This window comes from Streptomyces sp. CoH27 (assembly GCF_020181035.1).
Taxonomy (GTDB): Bacteria; Actinomycetota; Actinomycetes; order Streptomycetales; family Streptomycetaceae; genus Streptomyces; species Streptomyces camelliae.
Map to the genome: position 1 here is coordinate 347,212 of NZ_JAIQYY010000008.1, position 25,005 is coordinate 372,216.

Annotated in this window: 19 protein-coding genes and 2 pseudogenes; 10 read left to right on the forward strand and 11 right to left on the reverse strand. The window is 69.9% G+C overall.

The genetic code is table 11. From position 1 onward, the window contains the following. On the reverse strand, positions 1 to 368 hold a 368-nt coding region (locus LE548_RS15720; protein ID WP_225097446.1), incomplete at its 3' end, for a hypothetical protein. 639 nt (positions 369 to 1,007) lie between these two features. Between LE548_RS15720 and LE548_RS15725 the strand changes: the two genes are divergently transcribed. Continuing rightward, positions 1,008 to 1,358 carry a MerR family transcriptional regulator gene (locus LE548_RS15725; RefSeq protein WP_225097447.1) on the forward strand — a complete coding sequence of 117 codons (351 nt, stop codon included), beginning with the start codon at positions 1,008 to 1,010 and terminating at the stop codon, positions 1,356 to 1,358. A 419-nt stretch (positions 1,359 to 1,777) separates the two neighbouring features. On the opposite strand, the pseudogene LE548_RS15730 reads toward LE548_RS15725, so the two are convergent. After that, a pseudogene (locus LE548_RS15730) lies at positions 1,778 to 2,002 on the reverse strand (site-specific integrase); the annotation flags it as partial. Positions 2,003 to 2,261: 259 nt separating this feature from the next. Here LE548_RS15730 and LE548_RS15735 point away from each other — a divergent pair. Together LE548_RS15735 and LE548_RS15740 are read left to right on the forward strand one after the other, a co-directional pair. After that, positions 2,262 to 3,683, forward strand: a complete 1,422-nt coding sequence (locus tag LE548_RS15735; RefSeq protein ID WP_225097448.1) for a non-reducing end alpha-L-arabinofuranosidase family hydrolase — start codon at positions 2,262 to 2,264, stop codon at positions 3,681 to 3,683. A gap of 532 nt (positions 3,684 to 4,215) precedes the next feature. Continuing rightward, positions 4,216 to 5,856 carry an RICIN domain-containing protein gene (locus tag LE548_RS15740; RefSeq protein ID WP_225097449.1) on the forward strand — a complete coding sequence of 547 codons (1,641 nt, stop codon included), beginning with the start codon at positions 4,216 to 4,218 and terminating at the stop codon, positions 5,854 to 5,856. A 320-nt stretch (positions 5,857 to 6,176) separates the two neighbouring features. Here LE548_RS15740 and LE548_RS15745 read toward each other — a convergent pair whose 3' ends face one another. The 4 genes from LE548_RS15745 to LE548_RS15760 form a co-directional block, all read right to left on the reverse strand. Next, positions 6,177 to 8,618: a non-reducing end alpha-L-arabinofuranosidase family hydrolase gene (locus tag LE548_RS15745; RefSeq protein ID WP_374116104.1), complete on the reverse strand. Its 2,442-nt coding sequence runs from the start codon at positions 8,616 to 8,618 to the stop codon at positions 6,177 to 6,179. Between the two features lie 256 nt (positions 8,619 to 8,874). Then, positions 8,875 to 9,660 (reverse strand): hypothetical protein, encoded by a 786-nt coding sequence (locus LE548_RS15750; RefSeq protein ID WP_225097450.1) that lies wholly within the window; start codon positions 9,658 to 9,660, stop codon positions 8,875 to 8,877. Further along, positions 9,657 to 10,187 carry a SigE family RNA polymerase sigma factor gene (locus LE548_RS15755; protein WP_225097451.1) on the reverse strand — a complete coding sequence of 177 codons (531 nt, stop codon included), beginning with the start codon at positions 10,185 to 10,187 and terminating at the stop codon, positions 9,657 to 9,659. The genes LE548_RS15750 and LE548_RS15755 overlap by 4 nt, the downstream gene beginning before the upstream one ends. A gap of 146 nt (positions 10,188 to 10,333) precedes the next feature. Then, positions 10,334 to 11,302, reverse strand: coding sequence for an expansin EXLX1 family cellulose-binding protein (locus tag LE548_RS15760; RefSeq protein ID WP_225097452.1), 969 nt, complete (start codon positions 11,300 to 11,302; stop codon positions 10,334 to 10,336). A gap of 249 nt (positions 11,303 to 11,551) precedes the next feature. On the opposite strand from LE548_RS15760, the gene LE548_RS15765 reads away from it, so the two are divergent. The 4 genes from LE548_RS15765 to LE548_RS15780 all read left to right on the forward strand — a co-directional run bounded on the left by LE548_RS15765 (position 11,552) and on the right by LE548_RS15780 (position 18,351). Beyond that, a complete protein-coding gene (locus LE548_RS15765; RefSeq protein WP_225097453.1) occupies positions 11,552 to 13,345 on the forward strand; it encodes a cellulose-binding protein in 1,794 nt (597 codons plus the stop codon). Between the two features lie 164 nt (positions 13,346 to 13,509). Next, positions 13,510 to 17,301: a hypothetical protein gene (locus LE548_RS15770; protein WP_225097454.1), complete on the forward strand. Its 3,792-nt coding sequence runs from the start codon at positions 13,510 to 13,512 to the stop codon at positions 17,299 to 17,301. Positions 17,302 to 17,351: 50 nt separating this feature from the next. Beyond that, complete coding sequence (locus LE548_RS15775; RefSeq protein ID WP_225097455.1) at positions 17,352 to 18,230, forward strand: helix-turn-helix transcriptional regulator; 879 nt, start codon at positions 17,352 to 17,354, stop codon at positions 18,228 to 18,230. After that, positions 18,181 to 18,351, forward strand: a complete 171-nt coding sequence (locus LE548_RS15780; RefSeq protein WP_225097456.1) for a DUF397 domain-containing protein — start codon at positions 18,181 to 18,183, stop codon at positions 18,349 to 18,351. Before LE548_RS15775 ends, LE548_RS15780 begins: the two co-directional genes overlap by 50 nt. On the opposite strand, the gene LE548_RS15785 is transcribed toward LE548_RS15780, so the two are convergent. The 4 genes from LE548_RS15785 to LE548_RS46040 form a co-directional block, all read right to left on the reverse strand. Then, entirely contained in the window at positions 18,344 to 18,970 is a 627-nt protein-coding gene (locus LE548_RS15785; protein WP_225097457.1) for a hypothetical protein, read from the reverse strand. The genes LE548_RS15780 and LE548_RS15785 overlap by 8 nt on opposite strands. 94 nt (positions 18,971 to 19,064) lie before the next feature. Further along, positions 19,065 to 19,673: a hypothetical protein gene (locus tag LE548_RS15790; RefSeq protein WP_225097458.1), complete on the reverse strand. Its 609-nt coding sequence runs from the start codon at positions 19,671 to 19,673 to the stop codon at positions 19,065 to 19,067. A 113-nt stretch (positions 19,674 to 19,786) separates the two neighbouring features. Further along, positions 19,787 to 20,218: a hypothetical protein gene (locus LE548_RS15795; protein WP_225097459.1), complete on the reverse strand. Its 432-nt coding sequence runs from the start codon at positions 20,216 to 20,218 to the stop codon at positions 19,787 to 19,789. Positions 20,219 to 20,434: 216 nt separating this feature from the next. Then, positions 20,435 to 20,839: a hypothetical protein gene (locus LE548_RS46040; protein ID WP_308030183.1), complete on the reverse strand. Its 405-nt coding sequence runs from the start codon at positions 20,837 to 20,839 to the stop codon at positions 20,435 to 20,437. A gap of 267 nt (positions 20,840 to 21,106) precedes the next feature. Between LE548_RS46040 and LE548_RS15805 the strand changes: the two genes are divergently transcribed. Next, positions 21,107 to 22,513: an alginate lyase family protein gene (locus LE548_RS15805; protein ID WP_374116105.1), complete on the forward strand. Its 1,407-nt coding sequence runs from the start codon at positions 21,107 to 21,109 to the stop codon at positions 22,511 to 22,513. Between the two features lie 333 nt (positions 22,514 to 22,846). Then, positions 22,847 to 24,049, forward strand: coding sequence for a PP2C family protein-serine/threonine phosphatase (locus LE548_RS15810; RefSeq protein ID WP_225097461.1), 1,203 nt, complete (start codon positions 22,847 to 22,849; stop codon positions 24,047 to 24,049). A 296-nt stretch (positions 24,050 to 24,345) separates the two neighbouring features. Here the strand turns inward: LE548_RS15810 and LE548_RS15815 are convergent, their stop codons facing one another. Continuing rightward, on the reverse strand, positions 24,346 to 24,567 hold the full coding sequence (locus LE548_RS15815; RefSeq protein WP_225097462.1) for a CarD family transcriptional regulator: 222 nt from the start codon (positions 24,565 to 24,567) through the stop codon (positions 24,346 to 24,348). A gap of 194 nt (positions 24,568 to 24,761) precedes the next feature. Here LE548_RS15815 and LE548_RS15820 point away from each other — a divergent pair. Then, positions 24,762 to 25,005, forward strand: a pseudogene (locus LE548_RS15820) (DNA-directed RNA polymerase subunit alpha); the annotation flags it as partial.

A 25,005-nucleotide genomic window follows, 5' to 3' on the forward strand; every position in this document is an offset into this window, starting at 1 on the left:
TCGAAGTGGATGAGATCTCCTACGGTCCATGCGCTGACGTCCTTGATCGCGACTCGGTACATGCCGCCCGTCTCCGGGATGCCGCGGCTGCCCTGCAGGATCCGAGCGAGATGAAAGTGCAGATGCGTGGGTGCCTCGCCGCGATCGGGCCGGTTCCCTCGCGGACCGCGCGCAAAGACGTCCGAGAACGGGCCGAGACGGTCCGAGTCCTTCAGGACCTCCGCCACCCGCTCCCTCCACACGGCCTCCGGAGCCAGCCGGCCGGTGATGACGGCGCCGCCGACGACCACGGTCAGCGACATCTGATTGCTTCGCTCGGACTCCACCGCGGCGGAGATGGCGACGAGCAGCTCATCAGGGTTCGACATGACAGCACAGCTTATTCGGCCCACCTGTATCAGGAACCGTCCGTGGGGCTGAAGCAGTTGCGCGCTCGGGCAGGAGGCCGCTTCCGCCAACCGGTGAGGCCCGATCGCGGCAGGCTTCCTCCTCCACCAGAAGGGTGAAATCTACCTCTGCACGAGTAGATTTTCGTTCCTGACATGGGTATGCTTCTTCTCGTAGACACGGTCGACGAGACCCGCCAGACACGAACTGGCGGGTGGCTGAATACGAAGTACGCAGGTCAGTGCGGCTCTTGAGCCTCGAAGCCAGAGTGTTCCCAGAACGGTGACGAGACTGAGAGCCGCACTGGGCGGCTCGCACGTCGAGGAGCTGCCAACAGCAGTACCGATTCACTCAGTGGTTGGTTCAGAGAGGAACGGAGGAGCAGACGCCATCAGGATCGCCCGGCCCGAGAAGCACTCGGCCGGGTACCGCAAGACCCCGGATTGGATGGTGGTCCCCGGTCAAGCAGCTGCGATCCCCCCGCACCCCCCTCTGCCGGGCCGGGTAGCGGAAACAGAAGGTCGGCACAGCAGTAGGGCCGACAGATGGTGTTCAATTTCCTTCGGGGCCCTGGTGCCGTACGCACCAGGGCCCCTCGACGCGTTGCACAACGAGGTGACATGACATCAGACAACCCCCTGAATGATCGTCTGGACGACGACGACTACCCCGCGTACACGATGGGCCGGGCAGCCGAGATGCTCGGCGCCACCCCGGCCTTCCTCCGGGCCCTCGGTGAGGCTCGTCTGATCACTCCGCTCCGCTCGCAGGGAGGACACCGCCGGTACTCCCGCTACCAACTGCGGATCGCCGCGCGCGCCCGGGAGCTCGTCGACAAGGGGACTCCGATCGAGGCCGCGTGCCGCATCGTCATCCTTGAGGACCAGCTAGAGGAAGCGCAGCGCATCAACGCCGAGTACCGTCGTGCCGCCGGCGAATCGGCGGGCCGTGCCGGCTCCGACTCCGCCTGAACACGCGGGCGCGTGCCGTATCCGGAACGCCGTCTCGCGGCCGAAGGAGAGCACAGCTCGGAAAGTCGCCGGTCCGCTGCTGGCCGAGCCGACGCCGCCCTCGCCTGCGGGAGGCGCACCCCGCCAGAAGGGCTTTGCACTCGCCAAGGGTTCCCCGGGCATGTCGACGGAGACAGCGGCGCCAAGCGCAGAGCCCGTTCGCACAAGCGCTTCGGCCGGCACCCTTCGACGCCGTGCCCACCGCGTGCCCATATGAGCGGACAACCAGGGTCACCAGCGGTACCAACCGGCCCGTGCAGCGGCGCAGGCGTATCCGCTCTCCGCAGGTCAGCCGCCATGCGACCGCCCAAGCGCCGTCGCTTCCCAAGCTGAGAGCGCGAGTTCGATTCTCGTCACCCGCTCCAACACGAACCCCCAGGTCAGAGACCCGGGGGTTGTTTGTTGTCTAGACCGGTGGCGACCTCACGCTGACACTCGCCGTCGGAGTGCTGGTAGATCATCGCGGCTTGCTCGGAGGACTGGCCCGCGCGGACCATCGTGTCCTTGAGTGTGGCGCCCGATCGGGTCGACAGCATGTGACCGGTGTGATGAAGGTCGTAGAAGCGGAAGCCGTCCGGGAGGCCGGCGGTCGCGCGGGACCGCCGGTCTCGTGATCATCAGGCGTAGGACCCCCGCAGCCACGGAACCTGAAACTGCCTGGTCTCAGCCCGCGAGTGTTTCGGCTCGCGAATTGTGCGAGAGGTATTGACGCCGTTCACCGGTTCCCTATGATCCGGTTGCTCGACTCTTCGACCTTTGTTCGGTATAGCGAACGACGCCAGGGCTGCACCGCACCGACAGTCCGCACAGCCTCCGACGGGGCCAACCGGAACCGCTTACTCGATCGAGGATTACGAGGTCTCCATGCGCAGACGTAGTTTCAGCCGCAGACATCCCTCTGCGGTGCTCGCCGCCGCGATTGCGGTCCTGGTCTGGTTGGCGGCGCTGCTCGTCGCCGGCCCGGCTCAGGCGGCCACCAGCGGCGCCTTACGCGGCGTCGGTTCCGGCCGGTGTCTCGATGTACCGGGCGCCAGCCAGACCGACGGCACGCTCTTGCAGATCTGGGACTGCACGGGCGCGTCCAACCAGCAGTGGACGCTGACGGACAGCAACCAGCTGACCGTGTACGGCAACAAGTGCCTGGACGTCCCGGGCCACGCCACCACGGCCGGGACCAAGGTGGAGATCTGGTCCTGCAACGGCGGCACGAACCAGCAGTGGCGGGTGAACTCCGACGGCACGGTCGTCGCCGTGGAGTCCGGGCTGTGCCTCGACGTCTCGGGCGGCGCCACCGCCAACGGCACGGCAGTGCAGCTCTGGAACTGCACCGGCGCAGGCAACCAGAAGTGGACCGGCCTGTCCGGGGCGGGCAGCACGTGTTCTCTTCCGTCGACGTACCGGTGGAGCTCGACCGGTCCGTTGGCGCAGCCGGCGAACGGCTGGGTCTCGCTGAAGGACTTCACCGACGTGGTGTACAACGGCAAGCACCTGGTCTACGGCTCGACCGTCAACCAATCCGGGTCGTACGGCTCGATGGGCTTCGCTCCCTTCACGAACTGGTCGGACATGGCGTCGGCCGCTCAGACCGGGATGAACCAGGGCACGGTGGCGCCCACGCTGTTCTACTTCGCGCCCAAGAACATCTGGGTACTGGCGTCCCAGTGGGGTCAGTGGCCCTTCTTCTACCGCACCTCCAGCGACCCCACCAACCCCAACAGCTGGTCCGCGCCGCAGGCGCTGTTCACCGGCAGCATCCCGGGCGCCGCCCCGATCGACCAGACCCTGATCGCCGACGACCAGAACATGTACCTGTTCTTCGCCGGTGACAACGGCAGCATCTACCGGGCGAGCATGCCGATCGGGAACTTCCCGGGCAACTTCGGCTCGTCGTACACCACGGTCATGAGCGACACGGTGAAGAACCTGTTCGAGGCGCCGCAGGTCTACAAGGTCCAGGGCCAGAACCAGTACCTGATGATCGTCGAGGCGCGCGGTGCGAACGAGCAGCGCTACTTCCGCTCGTTCACCGCCACCAGCCTGAACGGCTCCTGGACCCCGCAGGCCGCCAGCGAGAGCAACCCCTTCGCGGGCAAGGCCAACAGCGGTGCCACCTGGACCAACGACATCAGCCACGGTGACCTGGTCCGCAACAACCCCGACCAGACCATGACCATCGACCCCTGCAACCTGCAACTCCTCTACCAGGGCCTGTCCCCCAGCACACCGGCGGGCACCCCCTACAACCTGCTGCCGTGGCGGCCGGGCCTGCTCACCCTGCAGCGCTGACCTGCCTGATCCGCCGGTGATCGCGATGTGGTGCGGTCCGCCGACGCGTGAACCAGCGGTTTACGGCATGGACGACTCCACCTGCTGACCGATACTCACCGCCTTGAGGAACCCCAGCCGCGCGTCGGCCGGGGTTCCTCTCTTTCGTGAACTCTCATCGTGGGTGCGGACCGAAGCCCCATGACGTCACCGGGGACCCGCTTGCCGGCTGTGACTGGCCCGCCGCCTCAGCGCTCCGCTGCGGACGGGAAGCGGTCGAGGCAAAAAAAATTCTGTGACTCTTCGCGGCAACCTTTTCGGCCTCTCGGCCCACTCAGTGTTGTCCGGCCAAGTGGTCCGGTCAGAGCAACAGCTGAAAGAGAGCACAGGCGTGTCCCTGGAACGAGAGCACAGACATGTCCCCGGCCCACCCACGTCATCGGTGGCGTCCCGCGCCGGCGGCCACCGTGCCGACGGCGGCGCGCGCGGTGGTCGCCCGAAGCATCGTGGCCGTCGGTTGCTCGCGCGCCGGGGTTTCTGGGCGGGTCTCACCATGGTGGTCGTGGCCGGCTCGGCTGTCGTGGTCAGCCAGGCTTCGGCGCAGCAAAAAACCGTGGATCTGAAGAAGTGGTACGTGCTGGTCAACCGCAACACCGGCAAGGCGCTGGACGACCTCGGCTACGCCACGAACAACGGTGCTCCGGTGGTGCAGTGGAGCCGTAACGGCGGGGCCAATCAGCAGTGGCGGTTCATCGACTCGGGTGACGGGTACTACCGGCTGCAGAACCGGGCCTCCGGCAAGGTGCTGGACGACTACGGCTGGTCGAAGACCGAAGGCTCCGAGCTGGTGCAGTGGAGCGACGGGAACGGCGCCAACCAGCAGTTCCACATGGAGGACTCGTCGGACGGCTACGTGCGTCTGATCAACCGCTTCAGCGGTAAGGCCGCCGAGGTTCCGCTCAGCTCCAAGACCGACGGGGGCCACATCGCCCAGTACCACGACTGGAACGGCGCCAACCAGCAGTGGCAGCTCGTCCCGGCCGACAGCGCCAGCGGCACCGGGAACGCGGGGGGCTCCGGCAGCAGCACCACGTCCACCACGCTCGGCAGCAACTCGACGAACGGTTTCATGGGCAGTAACACGGTGCTCATCGGCGGCTCGGTGTCCGACGCCTCGGCGGCCGCGGCGCCGTTCGACATGCGGTACGCCTATGTGCACAGCCAGCCCGCGCCCTCGTCGGACTACTACACGGCAGCGCGCTGCCACGACGGGTGGTCGGGCTGGTGGGGCTGCTGGACCGGCAGCACCACGGCGCCCGGCACGTACGTGACCTATCGGGACACCGTGGCGGCCGAGGCGACGTACAAGGGCAGCCCGCGCCCGCAGAAGATGCTCTGGACCTGGTATTCGCTGCGCGACCTCGGGGATGCGGCAGGCGAGGGCGACGGTCCGGGCGAGGTCAAGGCCATCAACAGGACCGACCTGCTCACCCGGTACCTGAACGACTACCGGTTCTTCCTCCAGAAGATCGGCACATCGCACGACGCGATCGACCTTGAGCCGGACTTCTGGGGCTACGTCCGGTCGCTCGGCAATCCGCACCAGGTTCCCGCACAGGTCACGGCCTCGAATCCGACGGACTGCGGATCGCAGGAGAACAGCGCCACCGGACTCGCCCAGTGCCTGATATCGATGGCGCACAAGTACGCGCCGAACACCGCCGCGGGGCTGCACCTTTCCTGCTTCGACTGGCAGACCAACACACAGGCATGCGTCAAGGACTACGCGAACCTCGGGGCGAAGAACGCCGACTTCCTGGTCACCGATGTGTCGGACCGCGACGCAGGCTGGTACGCACAGCCGGCCCACGGCGGCAGTGACCACTTCTGGAACGACCAGAAGGCCGCCGCCACGCTGCAGTTCTACAAGACGATGGCCGAGTCCGTGGGCAAGCCGGTCGTCCTGTGGCAGATCCCCGTGGGCAACATGGCGCAGAACAACACCCTCAACCATTACAAGGACGACAAGGTGGACTGGTTCTTCGGACACATGGACCAGGTCGCGAACGCCCATATCGCCGGGCTGCTGTTCGGTCCGGGGCAGCAGGAACAGACAACGGCCGAGACCGACGGCGGAAACCTGATCAGCAAGACCACCGCCTACCACAACTCGGGCGGTACAGCGCTCAAGTAGCGGCACAACGCTCAAGTAGGCGAAGGCACCTATGCGCCCCCATCTCCTCGATGGGGGCGCATTCGTCATCTTCGCCGGGCTGAGGACTTCTCGGCCGGCGCCGGCCATGCCGCGCAGGATCAGGAGCACACCCATCAGCCGGACAAGCCTCGCCGGGCCTACGCCTGGTCCCCAAACGACTGGAACCCCAGCCGGCGTACGGCTGGGGTTCCTTCGAGGCGGTGCGTATCGGTCAGCAGGTGGAGTCGTCCACGCCGTAGACCGCTGGTTCACGCGTCGGCGGACCGCACCACATCGCGATCACCGGCGGATCAGGCAGGTCAGCGCTGCAAGGTGAGGACACCCGGCCGCCACGGCAGTCGGTCGTAGGGGCCGCTCGCGGAGGGGGACTTGCCCTGGTAGAGGAGCTGGAGGTTGCAGGGGTCGATGGTCATGGTCTGGTCGGGGTTGTTGCGGACCAGGTCGCCGTGGCTGATGTCGTTGGTCCAGGTGGCACCGCTGTTGGCCTTGCCCGCGAAGGGGTTGCTCTCGCTGGCGGCCTGCGGGGTCCAGGAGCCGTTCAGGCTGGTGGCGGTGAACGAGCGGAAGTAGCGCTGCTCGTTCGCACCGCGCGCCTCGACGATCATCAGGTACTGGTTCTGGCCCTGGACCTTGTAGACCTGCGGCGCCTCGAACAGGTTCTTCACCGTGTCGCTCATGACCGTGGTGTACGACGAGCCGAAGTTGCCCGGGAAGTTCCCGATCGGCATGCTCGCCCGGTAGATCTTGCCGTTGTCACCGGCGAAGAACAGGTACATGTTCTGGTCGTCGGCGATCAGGGTCTGGTCGATCGGGCCGGTGGAGGATTCAGTCTTGGGGATGCTTCCGGTGAACAGCGGCTGCGGCGAGGACCAGCCGTTGGGGTTCGTGGGGTCGCTCGACGTGCGGTAGACGAAGGGCGACGCGCCCCACTGGGACGCCAGCACCCAGATCTTCTTGGGCGCGAAGTAGAACAGCGTGGGAGCCACCGCGGACTGGCTCATCCCGGTCTGGCCGGCCGACGCCATGTCCGACCAGTTCGTGAAGGGCCTGAACATCATCGAGCCGTACGACGATCCCGACACGCTCGACGCGTAGACCAGGTGCTTGCCGTTGTACACCACGTCGGTGAAGTCCTTCACCGCGTCCCACCCGTTCGCCGGCTGCGCCAGCGCACCCGTCGACGTCCACCGGTACGTCGACGGCAGAGAACACGTGCCGCCTGCCGACGCGGGCGCCGAAGTCCTGAAGTTCCAGTGCTGGTTGGCGCCGCCGGCCGAGTCCCGGACCTGGACGGGAGTGCCGTTGGCGGTCCGACCACCGGGGATCTCCAGTGCCCGGCCGCTGGCGACGTTGGTCAGCGTGTAGGAGCCGTCACTGTTCCGGGCGGCACGCCAGTGCTGGTTGGCGCCGCCGTTGGAGTCCCAGACCTCCATCCTGGTCCCGTTGCCCGTCTGGTTGGCCGGCTCGTCCAGTACCCGGCCGCTGGCGACGTTGGTCAGCGTGTAGGAGCCGTCGCTGTTCCGGCCGGCCCGCCACTGCTGGTTGGAGGCACCGCTGGCGTCCCACACCTGGAGCGGGGTGCTGTTGCCGTTGTATCCCGCGGGCTCGTCGAGAACGCGTCCGGCGGCCACGTCGGAGAGCGTGTAGACCGCCCCGGAGGTGATGCCGCCCCCGTCCGGCGTGCCGCCGCCGCTGCTGCTGCTGCTGCCCAGGGCGGTGAGCACCGCGCTGTAGGCGGGCTTCTTGTTGCCGCCCGCGTCGAACAGCAGCGGGTTCTCACCGGTGCGCCAGGAGTCGCTGTCGCGGATGCCCCACACCGTGATGCCCGTGCAGCGAGCGACGTTCATGCACGCCTGGACAGCGCCTGCGTACGCCGTCGACGACGCCTGGGCGATGTCCAGCTCGGTGATCTGGACGTCCACGCCGAGCGCGGCGAACTTGGACAGAGTGGTCTGGAAGCTCGCCGGCGGACCGCCTGCGCCGAAGTGGCTCTGGAAACCGACGCAGTCGATCGGTACACCGCGCGACTTGAAGTCCTTGACCATCGCGTAGACGCCCTGCGTCTTGGCATCGGTCCAGTTCTCGATGTTGTAGTCGTTGTAGCAGAGCTTGGCCGAGGGATCGGCGGACCGGGCCGTGCGGAAGGCTTCCTCGATGAAGCCGTTGCCCAGCACGTCCTGGAACACCGAGCTGCGGTGCTGGCCACTGCCGCCGTCGGCGAACGCCTCGTTGACCACGTCCCAGGCGTAGATCTTGCCCTTGTAGTGGCTCATCTCGGTGGTGATGTGGTTGTCCATCACACTGCGCAGGGTGCCTGCGTCGGTGATGGACTTCACCCAGGCGGGCAGCTGCGAGTGCCAGACCAGGGTGTGGCCGCGCATGCGCTGGCCGTGCGCGGAGGCGTGGCCGACGATCGAGTCGGCCGGGCCGAAGTTGAAGGTGCCGCGGGAGGGTTCGGTGGTGTCCCACTTCATCTCGTTCTCCGGGGTGATCATGTTGAACTCCCGGTCGAGAAGGGTGGAGTACGTCGAGTCCCCGAGCCTGCCCGAGGCCACCGCCGTACCGAAGTAGCGGCCGCTGCCGGCCGCCGCACCGGCCAGCGTGCGGGCATTCGGCGTGTGTGCGGCCATGGCGACCAGGGGTACGGCGGCACCCGCGGCGGCGAGGACCACGGCGGCGGCGAGCACGCGGCGGGTAGCCGGACGGCGGCGATGAGAGCGGTTCTGATCTGACAACGGCATGTCCTTCTGGCGCAACGGGCCTTGATCCGGCCCCGGTTACCCGCCAGTTGCCGCCACGCACACAAAGGTTGCCGCGATCGAGGGAAGAATTTTCACGGCCGCCGTCACCATCCCCAACCCAGCTCCACGGCGACCTGCCGGCCACCATGGAGGCCACCTACGCTTCGCTGGTACTCGACCGGGGCGCCTCACCGGGATCTGCTCGACCGTCGGGCTGTGCGGCAAGGGGGCTGGTCCCCTTGCCGCACGGCGGCGTTCACCCGGTCGGGACGAACCCTCCCCGGACCGACGCGGAGCCGCCCGAAGCCTGCGCGTCGACGCGGTAGCCGTCGCCCGCGGCACTGCGCTTGCCGGTGCCGTTGTTGAACTGGGCGGCGAACTCATAGCTCCCGGCCGGCACGGTCAGGCCCGGCTTGAGGACCCAGCGGTAGACCAGCGTGCCGCCCGCCTCCTGGGCGGTGACGGTGAAGTCAGCACTCGGCAGGGTCTGCCAGGTGCCGGTGATCTTCGTCCCGCCGGTCTGCACGATCCGGATCTCGATCGTGAGCGAGGTGAGGGGCTGGGTCGTCTTGAGGGCGACGTTGCTCTGCGTCCAGTACACGTTGCTGCGCGGGTCCACCGAGCCGGCCGACCACAGCGGCCCGTTCTGGCTCTCGCCGGCGGTCGGCGATGGACTGGTGGCCGGCGGAGTCGGGTGCGAGCTGCCCGGGGTGGTGACCGGGGCCGGCGCGACAGGGGTGGGGCGGGCCGATGTCGGGTGCGGGGAGCCGGCGGTCGGGGACGGGGTGGCAGGCGTGGTCACGGTGGCCGACGGCGACGATTTCGCGACGATGGCGGCGACGGCGAGGCCGCCGGTCGCCAGGATGCCGGCGGCGGCGAGCCCGGCGAGCGCGACCCTGGTCCCGGACCTCGCGAACGGCCGCGCGCGGTGACGGACGGCGGGGCCGGCCATGCCGCGTTGCACCCGGGCCAGCATCCTGGCACGGTCGGGCCGGTGGGCCTCGGCGGCCTCGCGCAGCCGGAGGGCGATCTCCTCGTTCACCGGTTCCTCCTCCCTGCCATCAGGTCCCCGGCCGCTCGTGCGCCCAGTATCCTTTCCAGCTCGGCCATTCCCTTCGAGGTCTGGCTCTTCACCGTACCGACCGAGATGCCCAGCGCTGCCGCCGTGTCCTTCTCCGACAGGTCGAAGGCGTGCCGCAGCACCACGCAGGCGCGCTTACGGAACGGCAGCCGGGCGAGCGCCGCGCGGACGTCCAGCACGGCCGCCATGTCCGGCCCCTCCACCTTCTCGGGGCTGCGGGACCAGAACAGCGTGATCCGGAGTCGCTCGCGCACCGCGCTGCGGATCCGACCGCGCGCCAGGTTGGCCACCACACCGCGGGCGTAGGCGAGCGGGTGGTCGGCCTGCCGCAACCGGTCCCACCGCTGCCACAGGGCGACCAGGGCATCCGCCGCGAGGTCGTCCGCCGCGTCGGCCTCGCCGGTCAGCAGGTGTGCCAGACGGGCGAGTTCGGCATAGTGACGTTCGAAGAATTCGTGGAACTCCGCGGACGCGTCATCGAGGAGCATCCCCCGGTCGCCCTCTCCTGGCAATGATGTGCGCGTTGGTTGCGCATTTAACAACATCGGGGCGCGTAGCCTAACAGTGGCCGGCCCGGGATTCGAACAGCGGTCGTGCTCGGTTGCGGGCCGGTGAAGGCTGACCGGCGGGCTGGTCAATGCCGGCCGAACTGGACGCCGGTCGGCTGCGCGACGTCCGGCCGCACGGCGATGCCGTCGACGGTCAGCTGCTGCCCGTAGATGTCGGTGATCCTGAGCGCCCCACCGCAGCCGGTGCCATCGGCGGACAGGAAGTAGTTGTAGTCGGTGCGGGGCAGCTGCCGCCATCCGCCGGCGCTCCGCACCTCCAGCGCCGCCACCGGGTTCCGGTGGCCGATCACCTGGATCCCGCACCACCACTTGGTGGACCCGGTCTTGTACCGGACGGCGATCGTGCCCGGCCGGTCCGGGCTCAGCAGCGACCAGGTGATCGGGATCCGGCCCACCGACAGGTCGGCGAGCTTGGCGAACGCCTGCCGGCTGAGGTCCAGTTGTCCTGGCGCGCAGGGCCATGGGCATTCGTTGACGATCCGTACCGTGACGGTGGCCCCGCCGGCCGCGCGGACCAGCACGTAGGCCCCGCACGCCTTGGCCGACTCGTAGTCGGTGACGTTCATCGCCGCGATCATCAGGTCGTCGGAGGGCCCGTACAGGCAGGAGCCGTTGCCGTCACCAGCGGCGTAGGCGGTGGCGACGCCCTGGTAGCTGACGGCCGGTCTGATCCGTCCGGCCAGGGCCGCCACCCTGGAGCTCGCGGGCGCGGAACTGGTGGCCGAGGCCGTCGCAGTGGCCGAAACCGAGGGCGACGGCGTGGCCGAGGCCCGAAGCGTGGGACTGGCCGAGGCCGTCGGCTGCACCGTCGCACCCGCACCGCCGCCCGCCGCCGACCCGGCATCGGACGGGGCGGCCGCCCGTACGCCTGCGGCGGACGCGTCGGCTGCCCGCCCGGCACCGGTTCCGCCCCCGGTGAGGACGGTCAGGGCCAGGCACGCCAGCACACCGACGACCATCAGCGCCAAGGGAATGCCCGTGACCAGTCCGCGCCTGCGCCACGGTTGCGGCGCGGCGTGCTTCGTTGCCCTCATGCCCGTCCATCCGGTAGTTCGACTCGGCCTTCCGGCTCCCAGTTGCCGCAGGGGACGAGAAGGTTGCCGCCCGACGCTGACTCCTCGGCGACCGGCGCACCGCACGAAAGGGATCTGAAGAGCATCGGATATCGGATACGGCGGCAACCTTTCCCTCCCGAGCGGCCACCTAGGGGTGCACCAACCACGGCGAGGGCGGTCAGCTGCGCCACGCCACCCGTATCCACGCACTCCGATCGGGAGCCACACGTGTCATCTGACGACGCGACAACCACCGAGCAGCCGATACCTCGGGGCCGTACGCACCGCCGTAGCCGAACGCGCCGCCGCATGGTCGCGGGCGCGGTCGCGGTACTCGTGGCCGGCGCCGGCGCCGGCGCCCTGGCGCTCAGCGCGGGCGCCGCGCCGGCCGTCGGCATCACGGTGGATGCCGGTACCTCCCTGGGCACGGTGCCCAGCAGCGCTGTCGGCCTCAACACCGCGGTCTACGACACCTACATGAACGACCCCTCGGCGGCGTCGCTGATGAAGGCCGCCGGAGTCCGGCAGCTGCGCTTCCCCGGCGGCTCGGTCGCGGACGCCTACCACTGGAAGACCCACACCGTCACCGGCGGCAGCTGGGCCGCGCCCGGCACCGACTTCGACCACTTCATGGCCACCGCGAAGAAGGTCGGCGCCCAGCCGATCATCACCGCCAACTACGGGTCCGGCACCCCGCAGGAGGCCGCCGACTGGGTCAAGTACGCCAACGTCGACAAGGGCTACGGCGTGAAGTACTGGGAGATCGGCAACGAAGTCTCCGGCAACGGGTACTACGGCAGCAAATGGGAGGTCGACAACCACGCCGACAAAAGCCCGAGGGAGTACGCGAAGAACCTGCTCGCCTACGCGAAGGCGATGAAGGCCGTGGACCCGAACGTGAAGATCGGGGCGGTGCTCAACACTCCGGGCTCCTGGCCGGACGGGGTGAAGGCTGCCGGCGACGACGCCGACTGGAACCACACGGTGCTCTCCATCGCGGGCAAGTCGATCGACTTCGTGATCGTCCACTGGTACCCCGGCGGTTCCAGCACGGCCAACCTGCTGAACAGCCCCGCCAGGATCGCCGGCACCGCCTCCGCGGTGCGCTCACTGATCAACACCTACGCGGGCCCGCACGCCGCCTCGGTGAAGATCGCGATCACCGAGACCTCCAGTGCCGATTCGGTGGCCCAGACCAGCCAGGCCGCGGCGCTGTTCGCGCCGGACACGTACATGAACTGGCTCGAACAGGGGGCCGTCAGCGTCGACTGGTGGGACTTGCACAACGGCATGGGCAAGCCCACCACCGTCAACGGCGAGACCGACTACCAGGACGGGGGCGTGCTCTCCGTCGGATCCTGCTCCGGCGGGACCTGCGAGCCGGCCCGGGAGACGCCCTTCTCCACCTACTGGGGCATCCGCTCGCTGACCGCACTCGCGCAGCCCGGCGACACCATGGTCAAGGCGTCCTCGGCCAACCCGTCGGTCGCCGTGCACGCGGTACGGAGCAGCAACGGCGGCCTGAACGTCATGCTGATCAACAAGAACTCGCAGAACGCGGCGCAGGTGTCGCTGTCCTACAGGGGATACACCCCGGCCTCAGGGACGGTCAGGACCGTTTCGTACACCAAGGGCGGCACCGCCCTGACCACGGCGACGCGGGGAACGGCGGCCGCACAGACGCTGCCCCCGTACTCGATCACGACGCTCCAGCTGAAGCCCTCGTCGACGGCCACCCGCACCGACACCACCCCGTCACCTGCCCCCACACCGACCGCCGCCACGCCCACCGCCGCTGCGCCGGTCGTCTCCGCCTCCGGCACGATCGGCACCCGAGCGCAGGCCTCGGCAGCCGGCGTGCCCGTCGGCCGGCCGGACCGGAGCGACCCGGCCGGCGGCCTGGCTTCCACCGGGATGGGCAACGCCGTCACCTACAGCGCCCTCGGTGGCCTGCTGGCCCTCGCCGCCGGCTCCGTGCTGGTGCTTCGCATGCGCCGCAGCAGGGGTTCGCACGCCAGGTGAACCCCCGCCGCGCCGTCGGCCTCCGGCTCGGCCTCCGAGCCGGAGGCCGTCCGGCTGCGGTCACCTGCCCGTCAGCCCGGGCAACCCGGATGTCGACCGGCTGTCCGTATGGTCGCCATTCGAATGTCAGGATGTCTTGAACCGCACGTACGGAGGTGCGCGTCATGGGGCGGCCCGAGAGACCTGTGGACCCGACGGCGGGGCCCGTCCAGCGGCTCGCGCACGAGCTGCGCGAGCTGCGGAAGGCCGCCGGGAGCCCCTCGTACCGGACGATGGCGAAAGCGGCGGGTTTCTCGGCGACGGCGTTGTCACTGGCCGCCGCCGGTGAACGGCTTCCCTCGCTCGCCGTGGTCCAGGGCTATGTGCGCGCCTGCGGGGGCGATCCCGCCGAGTGGGAGCCGCGCTGGAAGGCCGCCGAGGCGGAGGCGAACCAGGCCCCCGTGGAGGACGTCGAGGGCGCGCCGGCGCCCTACCGCGGGCTCGCCCGGTTCGAGCCGGACGACCGGCATGTGTTCTTCGGCCGCGACCGCGTGGTCGACGAGGTCGGGCACCTGGTGTGCGAGCACCGGTTCGCGGTGCTCTTCGGCCCCTCGGGGAGCGGGAAGTCGTCCCTGCTGCGGGCCGGGCTGGTCCCGAGACTTCAGGAGGAGATCGCGGCGCGGGGGCTCCCGGCGGTGCTGCGGATCCTCACCCCCGGAGCCACCCCGACCGCTACGTACGGGCATCTGTTGCGCCCTGCCGCGGACGAGCCGGAGAGCTGGGTGGTGGTGGACCAGTTCGAGGAGGTCTTCACCCTCTGCCGCGACACGCAGGAACGTTCCCGCTTCGTCGACCTGCTGCTCGCCGCCCGCGACCCGGACAGCAGACTCCGCGTGCTCATCGCCGTACGGGCCGACTTCTACGCCCGCTGCGCCGAGCACCGCGGCCTCGCGGACGCCCTGCGCGGCGCCGGGCTGCTGCTGGGCCCGATGACGGCTGAGGAGCTGCGGGAGGCGGTGGTCGGACCGGCGCAGGCGGCCGGGTGCCGTGTCGAGCGGACGCTGACCGCCCGCCTGGTGGACGAGGTCCAGGGCGAGCCCGGCGGGCTGCCGATGCTCTCGCACGTCCTGCTGGAGACCTGGCGCCGCCGCAAGGGCCGGATGCTCACCCTCGCCGGGTACGAGGCGGCCGGCGGGGTGCGGGGCGCGATCGCGGCGACCGCGGAGGAGGTGTACGGCGGACTGTCCCCGGCCCAGACGGGTGCCGCCCGGCGTCTGCTGCTGCGGATGGTCGAGCCGGGCCAGGGCACCCCCGACACCCGGCGCCCGCTCACCTGTTCCGAGCTGGAGGAGTGGGCGGATGCGGATGTGCGGGTGGTCGTGGAGCGGCTGACCGCGGCCCGGCTGCTGACCGCCGACGAGGACGGCGTCCAGCTCGCCCACGAGGCCCTTATCACCTGCTGGCCCCGGCTGCACGGCTGGATCGAGGAGGACCGCGAACGACTGCGCCACCACCGGATGCTCGCGGACGCCGCCCGCACCTGGCTGGAGCACGACCGCGACCCCGGCACCCTGTACCGGGGCACCCGGCTGGCCCGCGCGGAGGAACTCTTCCCGGAACACGACAGGGATGTGGCGCTGACGGTGACGGAGCGGGCCTTCCTGACCACCGCGCTTCAGGCCCGCGAGGCGGAGTGCCAGGCTGCCGCCCGGACCGTCCGCAGGCACCGGTTCCTGACCGTGTCGCTCTCCGCCGTCCTGGCGGTCGCCCTGCTGACGGCCGTGGCCGTCTGGCGCGCCTACGACGACAACGAGCGCCGGCGCACCGAGGAGGCGGCCCGCCGCATCGCCGACGTCGCGGACGCCCTGCGCACGACCGACCCGCGCACCGCGCAGCTGCTGGGCGTCGCCGCCTGGCGCGTGGCCCGGCTGCCGGAGACCCGGCGGGCGCTGCTGGGCTCGCTCGCCCAGCCGGAAGTGGACAGCTTCAGCGACCCGGAGCCGGGCGACGACGCCTCGCGCTTCCTGACAGGGTCCGGCCGCACCCTGCTCACCGTCGAGGGGCGCACCTGGCGGACCTGGGACGTGGCGGCCCACCGGCGGCTCGCCTCCGGGCGGCTGCCGGAGGACGGCCGGGTGGATGCGGTGAGCCCCGACGGGCGGCTGCTGGCGGTCCACGGGAGTGACGGGGTACGGCTGTGGGACGCGGCCGCCGGGCGGTGGCGCGGCGGCCTGCTGCCGGGGTCGTCCCTCGTGGGGTTTTCCGGGAACACCTATGCCGTCAGTGACCTCGATGACACCAAGGTGCGGGTGCGCGCGGCCCCGGACGGAAGGCTGCTGTTCGCCACACGGGCGGAGAACACGCAGGTGGTGGCGGTGAGCGCGGACGGCCGGCTCGCCGCGTCCTGCCCCCTCGCGGGTGGCGCGCCGCAGGTACGGGACCTGGGCAGCGGCGGACGCACGCTCCCCGGCGGCTGGGAACACGGCGGGGAGTTCTGCGGCCAGGACCAGTCGTTGCTCACCCTCGGCGGCGGCGAGCGAAGCGAGACGGGGGTCCCCCCGGCCGAAGACTGGGGGAGGCTCGCCGCGGTGACCGCGGGCGGGGCGAGCGTCTGGGACGTCCGGTCGGGGCGGCAACTGGCCGACCTCCGGGACCCGGGGGTGCAGTACCTCTCCTTCAGCGAGGACGGAAAGTTCCTCGCGACCGCCGACGGCCAGGAGATCAGGGTGTGGCGGCTGGGCGTCGAGGCCCCGGTGTTCCGTCACTCCCAGAACAACCAGCACCTCTCCGGCGGACTGGCCTGGGACCCGGACCGCCCGCTGCTCCGGTACCTGGAAGGCGGCACCGTGCACACGCTGGACGTCTCGGCCGCCATGACCTCCGCCTGGCAGGAGCAGCCGCTGGACAGGGCGCTGCTCAGCCCCGACGGCCGCACCCTCGCCACCGCGCGGCGCACCGGCGACCACTACCGCGTCGACCTGCTCGACACCCACGACGGCCGTCTGCTGCGCACCCTGCCCGTCCCGCCGCTCCCCGTCTCCACGGACCCCTCCGCACCGGTGTACGCGCCGTACACCCTCGCGCTGCTGGCGTTCAGCCCCGACGGCAAGGCGCTCGTGTACGGCGTCTCGGCACCCAGCAGCCGGACATCCCGGCAGCCCGTCACCATCTGGGACCTCACCAAGGGCCGGGTGCGCACGACGCTCGACCTGGCCGCGAAGGCGTCGACCGCGGCGGCGATCACGATCGCCCTCGCCCCGTACGCCCGCACCCTCTACGCCGCCCGCACCGGCGCCGCCGTCAACCCGGTGGACGAGGTCTGGGACACGGCGCGCGGCCGCAGGACGGCACTCCTTGCGTCCCTGTCCAGCAGCCACCTGGCCATCGGCCCCCACAGCCGTGTCCTGGTCGGTGACAACCGCGTCGCCGCCCTGCCCACCGGCAAGGTCACCGGCCACGACCTGGTCCAGAACGACGGCATCGGAGCCCTCGCCTTCGCCCCGGACGGCTCGCTGCTGGCCGCCGGGGACGAGTCGGGCCGGGTGGCGCTGTGGGACGCCGGTCTCAGGCAGCAGCGGGGGATCCTGCGAAGCGTCTTCCCCGCGCTCCCGGACGGCGGCGACGTGCTCACCGGCGACACCTCGGAGGGCGTCAGCGCGCTCGCGGTCAGTCCCGACGGCACCACGCTCGCGGTGGCCGGCGAGACGGGCAGCCTGCAACTGTGGGACATCGCCACCCAGCAGCCGCTGGGCGGCCTCCTGACGACACCCGGCGAGAAGATCGACACCGTGGCCTTCAGCGCCGACAGCGGCACGGTGTACGGGGCGAGCGCGCACGTTCCGCTCCAGCGGTACACCGTCGATCCGGCGCGGGCGGTGGCGACGGTGTGCGCCCGGACGGGAGGCGGGGGGCTGACGCGGGCGCAGTGGGAGACCTACGTGCGGGATGTGCCGTACCAGAGAGTGTGCGGGGGGTGATTTGGTGATTCACGTCACCCGAGTGCAATCGCACGGTTACTCTCGGTGTCATGGTCAACATCCGTGAACTTGACCCCGCCGCCTCGCCGTTGGACTACTTCGGTTCGGAACTGCGCCGTCGCCGGGAGGCGGCCGGGATGAGGCTGAAGGACCTGGCGGCGGTGATCTTCTGTACGGCGTCGCTGGTCGGCCAGATCGAGACGGCGCGGAAGGTACCGACGAGAGCGTTCGCCGAACGGGTGGACGCGGCACTCATGACGGACGGGTTCTTCTCGCGGCTGGTGGGGCTGGTTCTGCGGAGCCAGTTGCCGAGTTGGTTTCAGCCGTTCGCGGAGATGGAGGCCAAGGCGACGTACATCTCCACGTACCAGGCCCAGATGATTTACGGTCTCCTGCAGACCGAGGCGTACGCCCGCGCCGTGCTGGCAACAGGCGTGCCGGACAAGCTCGACGAGCTGGTCGCCGCGAGGATGGAGCGTCAGCGCATTCTGGCGCGTGAACAGCCGCCGCTGACCTGGGTCGTCCTGGACGAGGCAGTCCTCCACAGGCCCATCGGCAGCCGCGAGGTCATGTGTGAGCAACTCGCACACCTGTTGAACTTCCTCGACCGCAAGTGGGCGTGCATCCAGGTACTGCCGTTCGAGGTTGGTGAACACGCCAGCCTCATCGGGTCATTCACCAGCTTGCGCTTCGATGACCACCCCGACCTCGTTTACACCGAAGACCTCATCTCCGGCCGCATGACGGCCAATCCGGACACCGTCAGGGAAGCTGCCGTTCGTTACGCTCACTTGCAGGCGTCCGCCCTCTCCGTGGAGGATTCGGCGGCACTGATCACCCGCGTGATGGAGGAACGCTATGGGCACGCACCAAGACCTGATGAACGCGCGGTGGCGCAAGTCCTCGTACAGCGGCAACACCGGAGGTGAATGCGTAGAGGTCGCCGACCTCCCCTCCTTCATCGCCGTCCGGGACTCCAAGAACCCCGAAGCCGCGCACTTCGCTGTGGCGCCGCAGGCGTGGGCCGCGTTCGTCGGTGCTTTCAAGTGAGCCGGGGCGTGAGCTTCCGGGCCAGCGGTACGAGCTGAACGACGCCGCCCTCCGACCCGGCGGGCAGCGCGAGGGTGAGCACCCAGGTGCGGGAACCAGCGCGCCACACCACGTACGCGACGCTCTGCCTCGGCTGCAGCACCTCGGCACTCTCGCTGAAGGCGCCCTGCCCCAGCCCGTCGACCTCGGTGACCTTCACATCACTCATGCCCGCCGACGCGGGGTCGCGGACCAGGCTGTGCGCGGCGGAGATTTCGGTTTCGTAGGAGCGTGCGGACGGGTTGAGGGTCAGCAGGGCCGCCCCGTCGCCGGAGGCGTAGCTGCACGAGTCCTCAGCCGTGCCCTTGTTGGGTGCGACCCGCGGGGCTTGCTTCGGGGCGGTGAGCACCAGCCCGGCGGCGGACTGGTCGAGGACAGTGCACAGCCGAGAGGGCGGCAGGGTCTTGGGCGAGGAGTTGACCGTGGGAGCGAGCGAGACGCTGGACACCTGAGGGGCACGGGCGGGGGAAGTACCGCCTGCGGCCGGGGATGCGCTGCCTGTGGAGCAGGAGGCGAGCAGGCCGCACAGGATGGCGGCGGCTGCGGGAAGGGCGGTGCGGGGGAGACGGCGCGGGTGCATGGCTGGGGATTCCTCACGGGGTCTGAGGTCGGGAGAGAGGCCCGGCCCCGGTGCAGGTGCAGAGGGGGACACCGGGGCCGGGCCGGTCTGGGGGTCAGCGCCAGATGTTGTAGGTGCCGTAGTCGTTGACCCTGAGGTTCGAGGACCAGTGGCCCCACTCGTAGTTGCCGTCCCACCAGTACCGCTCGCTGCCGTGTTCGCAGCCGGAGTGGTCGGTGCGGAAGGCGCCGACGAAGGTGCCCTGCGTCCAGCGGCGTTCCACCACCTGGATGGGCTGGGCGTACTGTCCCGGGCTCAGGTTCGTGCTGAAGGTGAACGTGGTGCTCGTGGAGCCGTTGCGCCCGTAGGAGGGGGTGATGCTGCCGAGCACCTGGTTGAGCCACGGGACCGGGTTGCTGACGCTGACGCCGACCGACCACTGCCAGCCCGTCGTCTTCTGGTAGCCCCAGTTGTAGGAGCAGCCGGGTGAGTTCCAGGGGCAGCGGAAGGTGGGTCCGCGCCAGACCCAGTCCTGCCAGGTGTTGGCGGCCTGGGTCTGAGGCTTCGCCCAGGTGGTGTCGCCCTTGCGGATGTCATAGCCGTCCGGCTTCCAGCACCAGGTGTCCGCCGAGGCGGGGCCCGGCGAGGCCAGCAGGACGAGCGGGGCGAGACCCAGGCTCAGCACCGGCGCCAGCCAGCGGCGGTTCTTTCTCTTCTTGTTCACTGTGGGCTCTGCTGCGGGGGTCGTCAGAGCGTGGGGACGCACGTGGGTGGCTCCTTGCGGGGAGAGGGACAAAGGAGAGAGAGGGGTCCGGTGGTGTGAGCTGTGCACGACGGTCAGTGCCTGTTGACGACGATCAGGTGGTACTGGTCCGGGGTCGAGCGCCAGTCGCCCCACCAGTCGTCGTTCCTGCTCCATCCCTCGCAGCTCCCACCGCGGTAGGCCGTCAGCGAGACCTGGTCGCTGTTGGAGAACCACACGCTCGGGTAGTAGCTCGTCTCGCCGGGCCGGCCGCCCGTGAGGCAGCGGTTCCACCTGTGACCGTTGGGCTCGGTGACACTGATACGCCAGCTGTACGCGTCCACGCTCTGGTTGACGATCTCGGCGCAGGCAGTGAAGACGGGCGAGTTGCAGGCGGGGTGGGGGTAGGGGCGGGGCGGGGGAATGGTGGCGGCACTGGCCCCACCTGCGGCCAGGGTCAGCGCCCCACCCACGAGGGCGGCCACGGCCAGGGCGCCGGCGAGTCTCTTACGGAGTGAACGGGACATGGCCCCGCTCCCTTCTGTCCGGTTGGGTTCAGGCACAACCGAATCTCCGGGGCGGGTGGTTGATCAGGGAGTCGGATCCAGGAGGTAATCAATTCCGAGCGGCTCGATCAATGGCTCGGGGGTCGCCGGTGCGGTGGCGGGCGGGGGCGGGTTTGTGGTGGGCCGCGGACCAGTCGTGCGGTGGGGTGAGGTCCTCGGCGGTGGTTGTCCCGGTGGTCACCCGAGGGCGTTCCAGAACGTGCAATGGTGGCGGGTCTGCGTCGTGTGTGTGGGGACGATGTGGTCGGGTGCCAGGGACTGTGCCGTCTGGCGGGACCAGTGCGGTGAGGACGGGCCGTTGGGGTCGGCCCACACCGCGAGCCCCGTCAGCGCGTTGACGGCCAGTACGGCCATGGGTGCGCGCGTCTGCCACCGCAGGGCACATGCCTGAGCAAGGACCAGGACCACGGCCGCCGGCGGGCGCTGGCCGTGCTCCGCACCGGCGACGAGCACCGAGGTGCCCAGCACGCCGAGCACCAGACCGCCCGACCCCCACCACAACGCCCGGGCCGCCCGGGGCGACAGCCCGCCCCGGGCTTCTCCGGCGAACGCGTGGTTCGGCTGCGTGCCGCTTGGCTGCACGCCCCGAGCCTGTCCAGCAGCGCCGGCCGGGCCGTTCAGCGACGGGGCGCGTCGTGGCAGACAGCCGCCGTGACAGGGCCCCGGCGGCCCACAACCACTGGCTGAGCCAAGGAGATCGTCCAGGTTTGCGTCCTTGGACGTGGTGTACGGTCGCGCTCCGCGGCCGAGGCGGGGTGCCGGGCCCCCATGGCCCGGTGGCCCTCTGCATCACGGCCCGTCCAGTTTTCGTGATCGGCGTCCGCCCTCACCCGTCTCATGGGCATGCATGTGACACGACAGATCAGCCGCCGGGCCGTGCTCAAGGCCACGGGCGTCGCAGCCGGAGCCGCCTCGATCGCCACCGCCGCCACCCCCTCCGTCGCGGCGGGCGGGGCCTTCGCGCACCCCGGCCTCCTCCACACCGGCGCCGACCTCGCCCGTATGGCCGCCAAGGTGAAGGCCGGCGCCTCCCCCTACACCGCCGGGTACGCGAAGCTGACCGCCAACCGGCATTCGCAGAGCGACTGGACGCCCAATCCGCAGGCCATCGTGTACCGGGGCGTGGAACTGCGCCCCCGCAGCACGTGGAAGCAGAACTACTGGACCCTCTTCAACGACATCCACGCCGCGTACCAGAACGCCCTGCGCTACCACGTCAGTGGTGACAGCGCGCACGCCGACACCGCCGTCGCGATCCTCAACGCCTGGTCGGCGAAGCTGACGAAAGTCGACGGCAGCGCCGACCGGTTCCTGGCCGCCGGGATATACGGGTACCAGGCCGCCAACGCGGCCGAACTCGTCCGCGACCACAAGGACTTCCAGCTTGAGAGATTCCAGAAGATGCTGGTCGACGTCTTCTACTCGGTGAGTGAGGACTTTCTCGTCAGGCACAACAACGGCACCCCGGCCCCCCACTACTGGCCCAACTGGGACCTGTGCAACATGGCCTGCGCGCTGGCCACGGGCATCTTCTGCGACGACCAGGCCAAGGTCGAGCGGGCCGTCGAGTACTTCAAGCACGGCGCCGGCATGGGCTCGATCAAGCACGCCATCCCGGTCGTGCACGACGACGGCCTCGCCGAGTGGATGGAGGCCGGGCGCGACCAGGGGCACTCGCTGATGGGCGTCGGCCTGATGGGCACCGTCTGCGAGATGGCCTGGAACCAGGGCATCGACCTGTACGGCTACGACGACAACCGCTTCCTCAAGGGCGCTCAGTACGTGGCCAAGTGGAGCCTGGGCGGGAATGTGCCGTACACGCCCTACGCCCAACTGGACCAGCGCCCGGGGATCCAGCACCCCACCGCGGTCGCCCAGGCCAGCCCGACACAGGTACGGCCGGTCTGGGCCATGGTCGCCAACCACTACACGAAGCGGCGCGGGCTGTCCGCCACCTACCTCACGCAGATCGCCGCCAAGGCCGCGCCCGAGGGCGGCGGCGGGGACTACGGGCCCAACAGCGGCGGGTTCGATCAGCTCGGCTTCGGGACGCTGGCGTTCACGCGGGACAAGGCGACGGACACCAAGGCCACCCCGAGGCCCGCCGCTTCCGCCTCCCCCGCCGTCGGGGGCGGGCTCGCCGCGACCGGCTCCGGGGAGATCGTCGGGTGGACGGCCGCCGCGGGCGTCACCGCCGTCGCCGGCGGCCTGCTCTTCCTGCGCCGCCGCGACCGGGGGCGCCACGGGGCGTCGTAGCACGATGCAGCACGTGGCCGGGATCTGTTGCATCCCGGCCATGTGCTGCATCACCAGGGGCTCCTCCAGGGTCTGGTCCGCGCAACCGGGCGGATCCGGCCCTGTCAGACATGGTTTCGCTCATGGTGAGGGGCGAATGCGGCGCCGTCGGTCCTGTGCCTGCTCCGCGGTCGAGGCGTGTGCACCAGGGTCTCCATGATCCCCGTCGTGCGAAGCCGCGACAGTGCCGGCCGGTGCCGTCGAAGGGGTCCAGGGCGATCCGGAGAAGGCGTAGGCGCCAGGCGAAGATCTCACTGAGGGACATGCAGCACAGCCGGGTGTATACCGATATGTATGGGTGCGGGGCGTGTGCCGGTGGACCGCCTCCCGGAGCAGCAGCTGGGCCGCAGGCTGGTGGCGATCCCCCTTGCGCTGATCGTCGTGATCACCGTGGTGGACATCCATTCCCCGCCGGACGTCCACCTGGGCCCCTTGCTGGTGATCGCGCCGGCCCTGACCGCGTCCCTGGCCGGGCCGCGGCTGACCGCCCTTGCCGGAGCACTGGCTGTGGCCGCCCAAGTGCTCATCGCCGTGCTCCACGGCGGACTGACCACACCCAACCACCTCTCGCAGATCTCTGGCTTGACCCTGCTGTCCGCCCTGGTCGTCTTCGTCTGCCACGTGCGCGAGCGGCGCAGCCGTGAGCTGAACCGGGCGCGGTCGGTGGCCGAGACGGCGCAGCTCGTACTGCTGCGGCCACCACGCCGCCGGATCGGGCCGCTGCGGGTGGCGTGGCTGTACCTGGCGGCCGAGGACGAGACCCGTATAGGCGGCGACCTGTTCGCGATCGCCCGCTCGGAGCGCGGGACCCGTGTGATCATCGGCGATGTCCGGGGCAGGGGACTGGCCGCCATCGGTGAGGCATCCATGGTGCTGGGCGCGTTCCGCGAGGGCGCGCACCGCTACGACACCCTGCCCGAACTCGCCGCGGGCCTGGAGGCGAGCGTCTGCAGGCATCTGAAGGACGTCGCCGACACCGAGCACGACCCGGGCGAGCACTTCATCACCGCCCTGCTGCTCGACGTCCCCGACCACGACACGCAGGTCGAGATGATCAACTGCGGTCACCCCCCGCCCCTGATGCTGCACGACGGCCAGGTCACCGTCCTGCACGCACGACGCCCCGCACCCCCCTTGGGCATGTGCGAACTGTGCGTCCCCAGCCACCGCGCCGACCCCTTCACGTTCGAGGACGGCGACACGCTGCTGCTCTACACCGACGGCGTCATCGAAGCCCGCTCGCCCAAAGGAGACTTCTACCCCCTCGCCGAGCACGTCGCCGCCGCGCCCACGTCCGGACCCGAAGCCCTGCTGCGCCACATCCATCGCGACCTGCTGAACCATGTCGGCCACGAACCCGGAGACGACGCCGCTCTCCTGGCCATCGAACGCTACGGCGCTCACCACCTCCACCGCCCGCACACCACAGCCCGCCCCCTCGACGGCCGCCGTCGACTCGACTCCGGCCCACAGCCGGTCGCAGGGGAACCTTCCTGAGCCCTCGCCCCATGCTGTCATGATCGTCTTGCCGACGCCCCGCAGGGCGGCAAAGCCTGGGCTACGTCGCACGCATGCCCGAGGCGGGCCCCTGTTCCTCCTCAAGCAGGAAGGATTCGTCTTCCCCGAAGTCCGGGGCCTGGAAGGGGTTCGTCGCCGGAGGCGGCGATGCTGGAGCGGCACTGCGGGGGTGCCCTTCCAGGGCGGAGAACAGCGACGTCAGATCGATGAGAGGGCTCGCTTTCGTTGCAGGTCGCTGAAGGGGCCTGGCGTGCCGTGACCGGGCACGGCGGTCCCTACAGCTTGGTCATCTTGGCGTACGGGCTCAAGATCCGCATTTGTTCCGAGCCGAAATCCACGAGGGCCGCGATTCCGTCCTCGATGCCGATCACCCGGCCGAGGCCGTACACGTCGTGGGTGACCTGGTCGCCCACGGCGAAGTGCTTGGGAGCCGGCGTGACCGGGGCCTTGAAGGGGCTGGTGGGCAAATGACGCTTCGGTGCAGCGGGCTTAGTCATTGCCCCCAGTATGCGCCAACGAACCGCGCTCGTGGCTACCCCGTCGACCGTTGCACTCCGATCCAGCAGGAGCTGAGCCGACGGCAGACGGGCGGGCGCGGGCGGTTCGGCTTCATAGGAGGGCCGCAGCACCCGTACTCTTCGGGGACCACGGCGTCAGATAGCGGGCGCCAGACACTGGAGGCAAATACCTCGTGCTGATCGCTCAGCGTCCGTCACTGACCGAAGAGGTCGTCGACGAGTTCCGGTCCCGGTTCGTGATCGAGCCGCTGGAGCCGGGCTTCGGCTACACCCTCGGCAACTCCCTGCGCCGTACCCTCCTGTCGTCGATCCCCGGCGCTGCTGTCACCAGCATCCGCGTCGACGGTGTCCTGCACGAGTTCACCACCGTGCCGGGCGTCAAGGAGGACGTCACCGACCTGATCCTCAACATCAAGC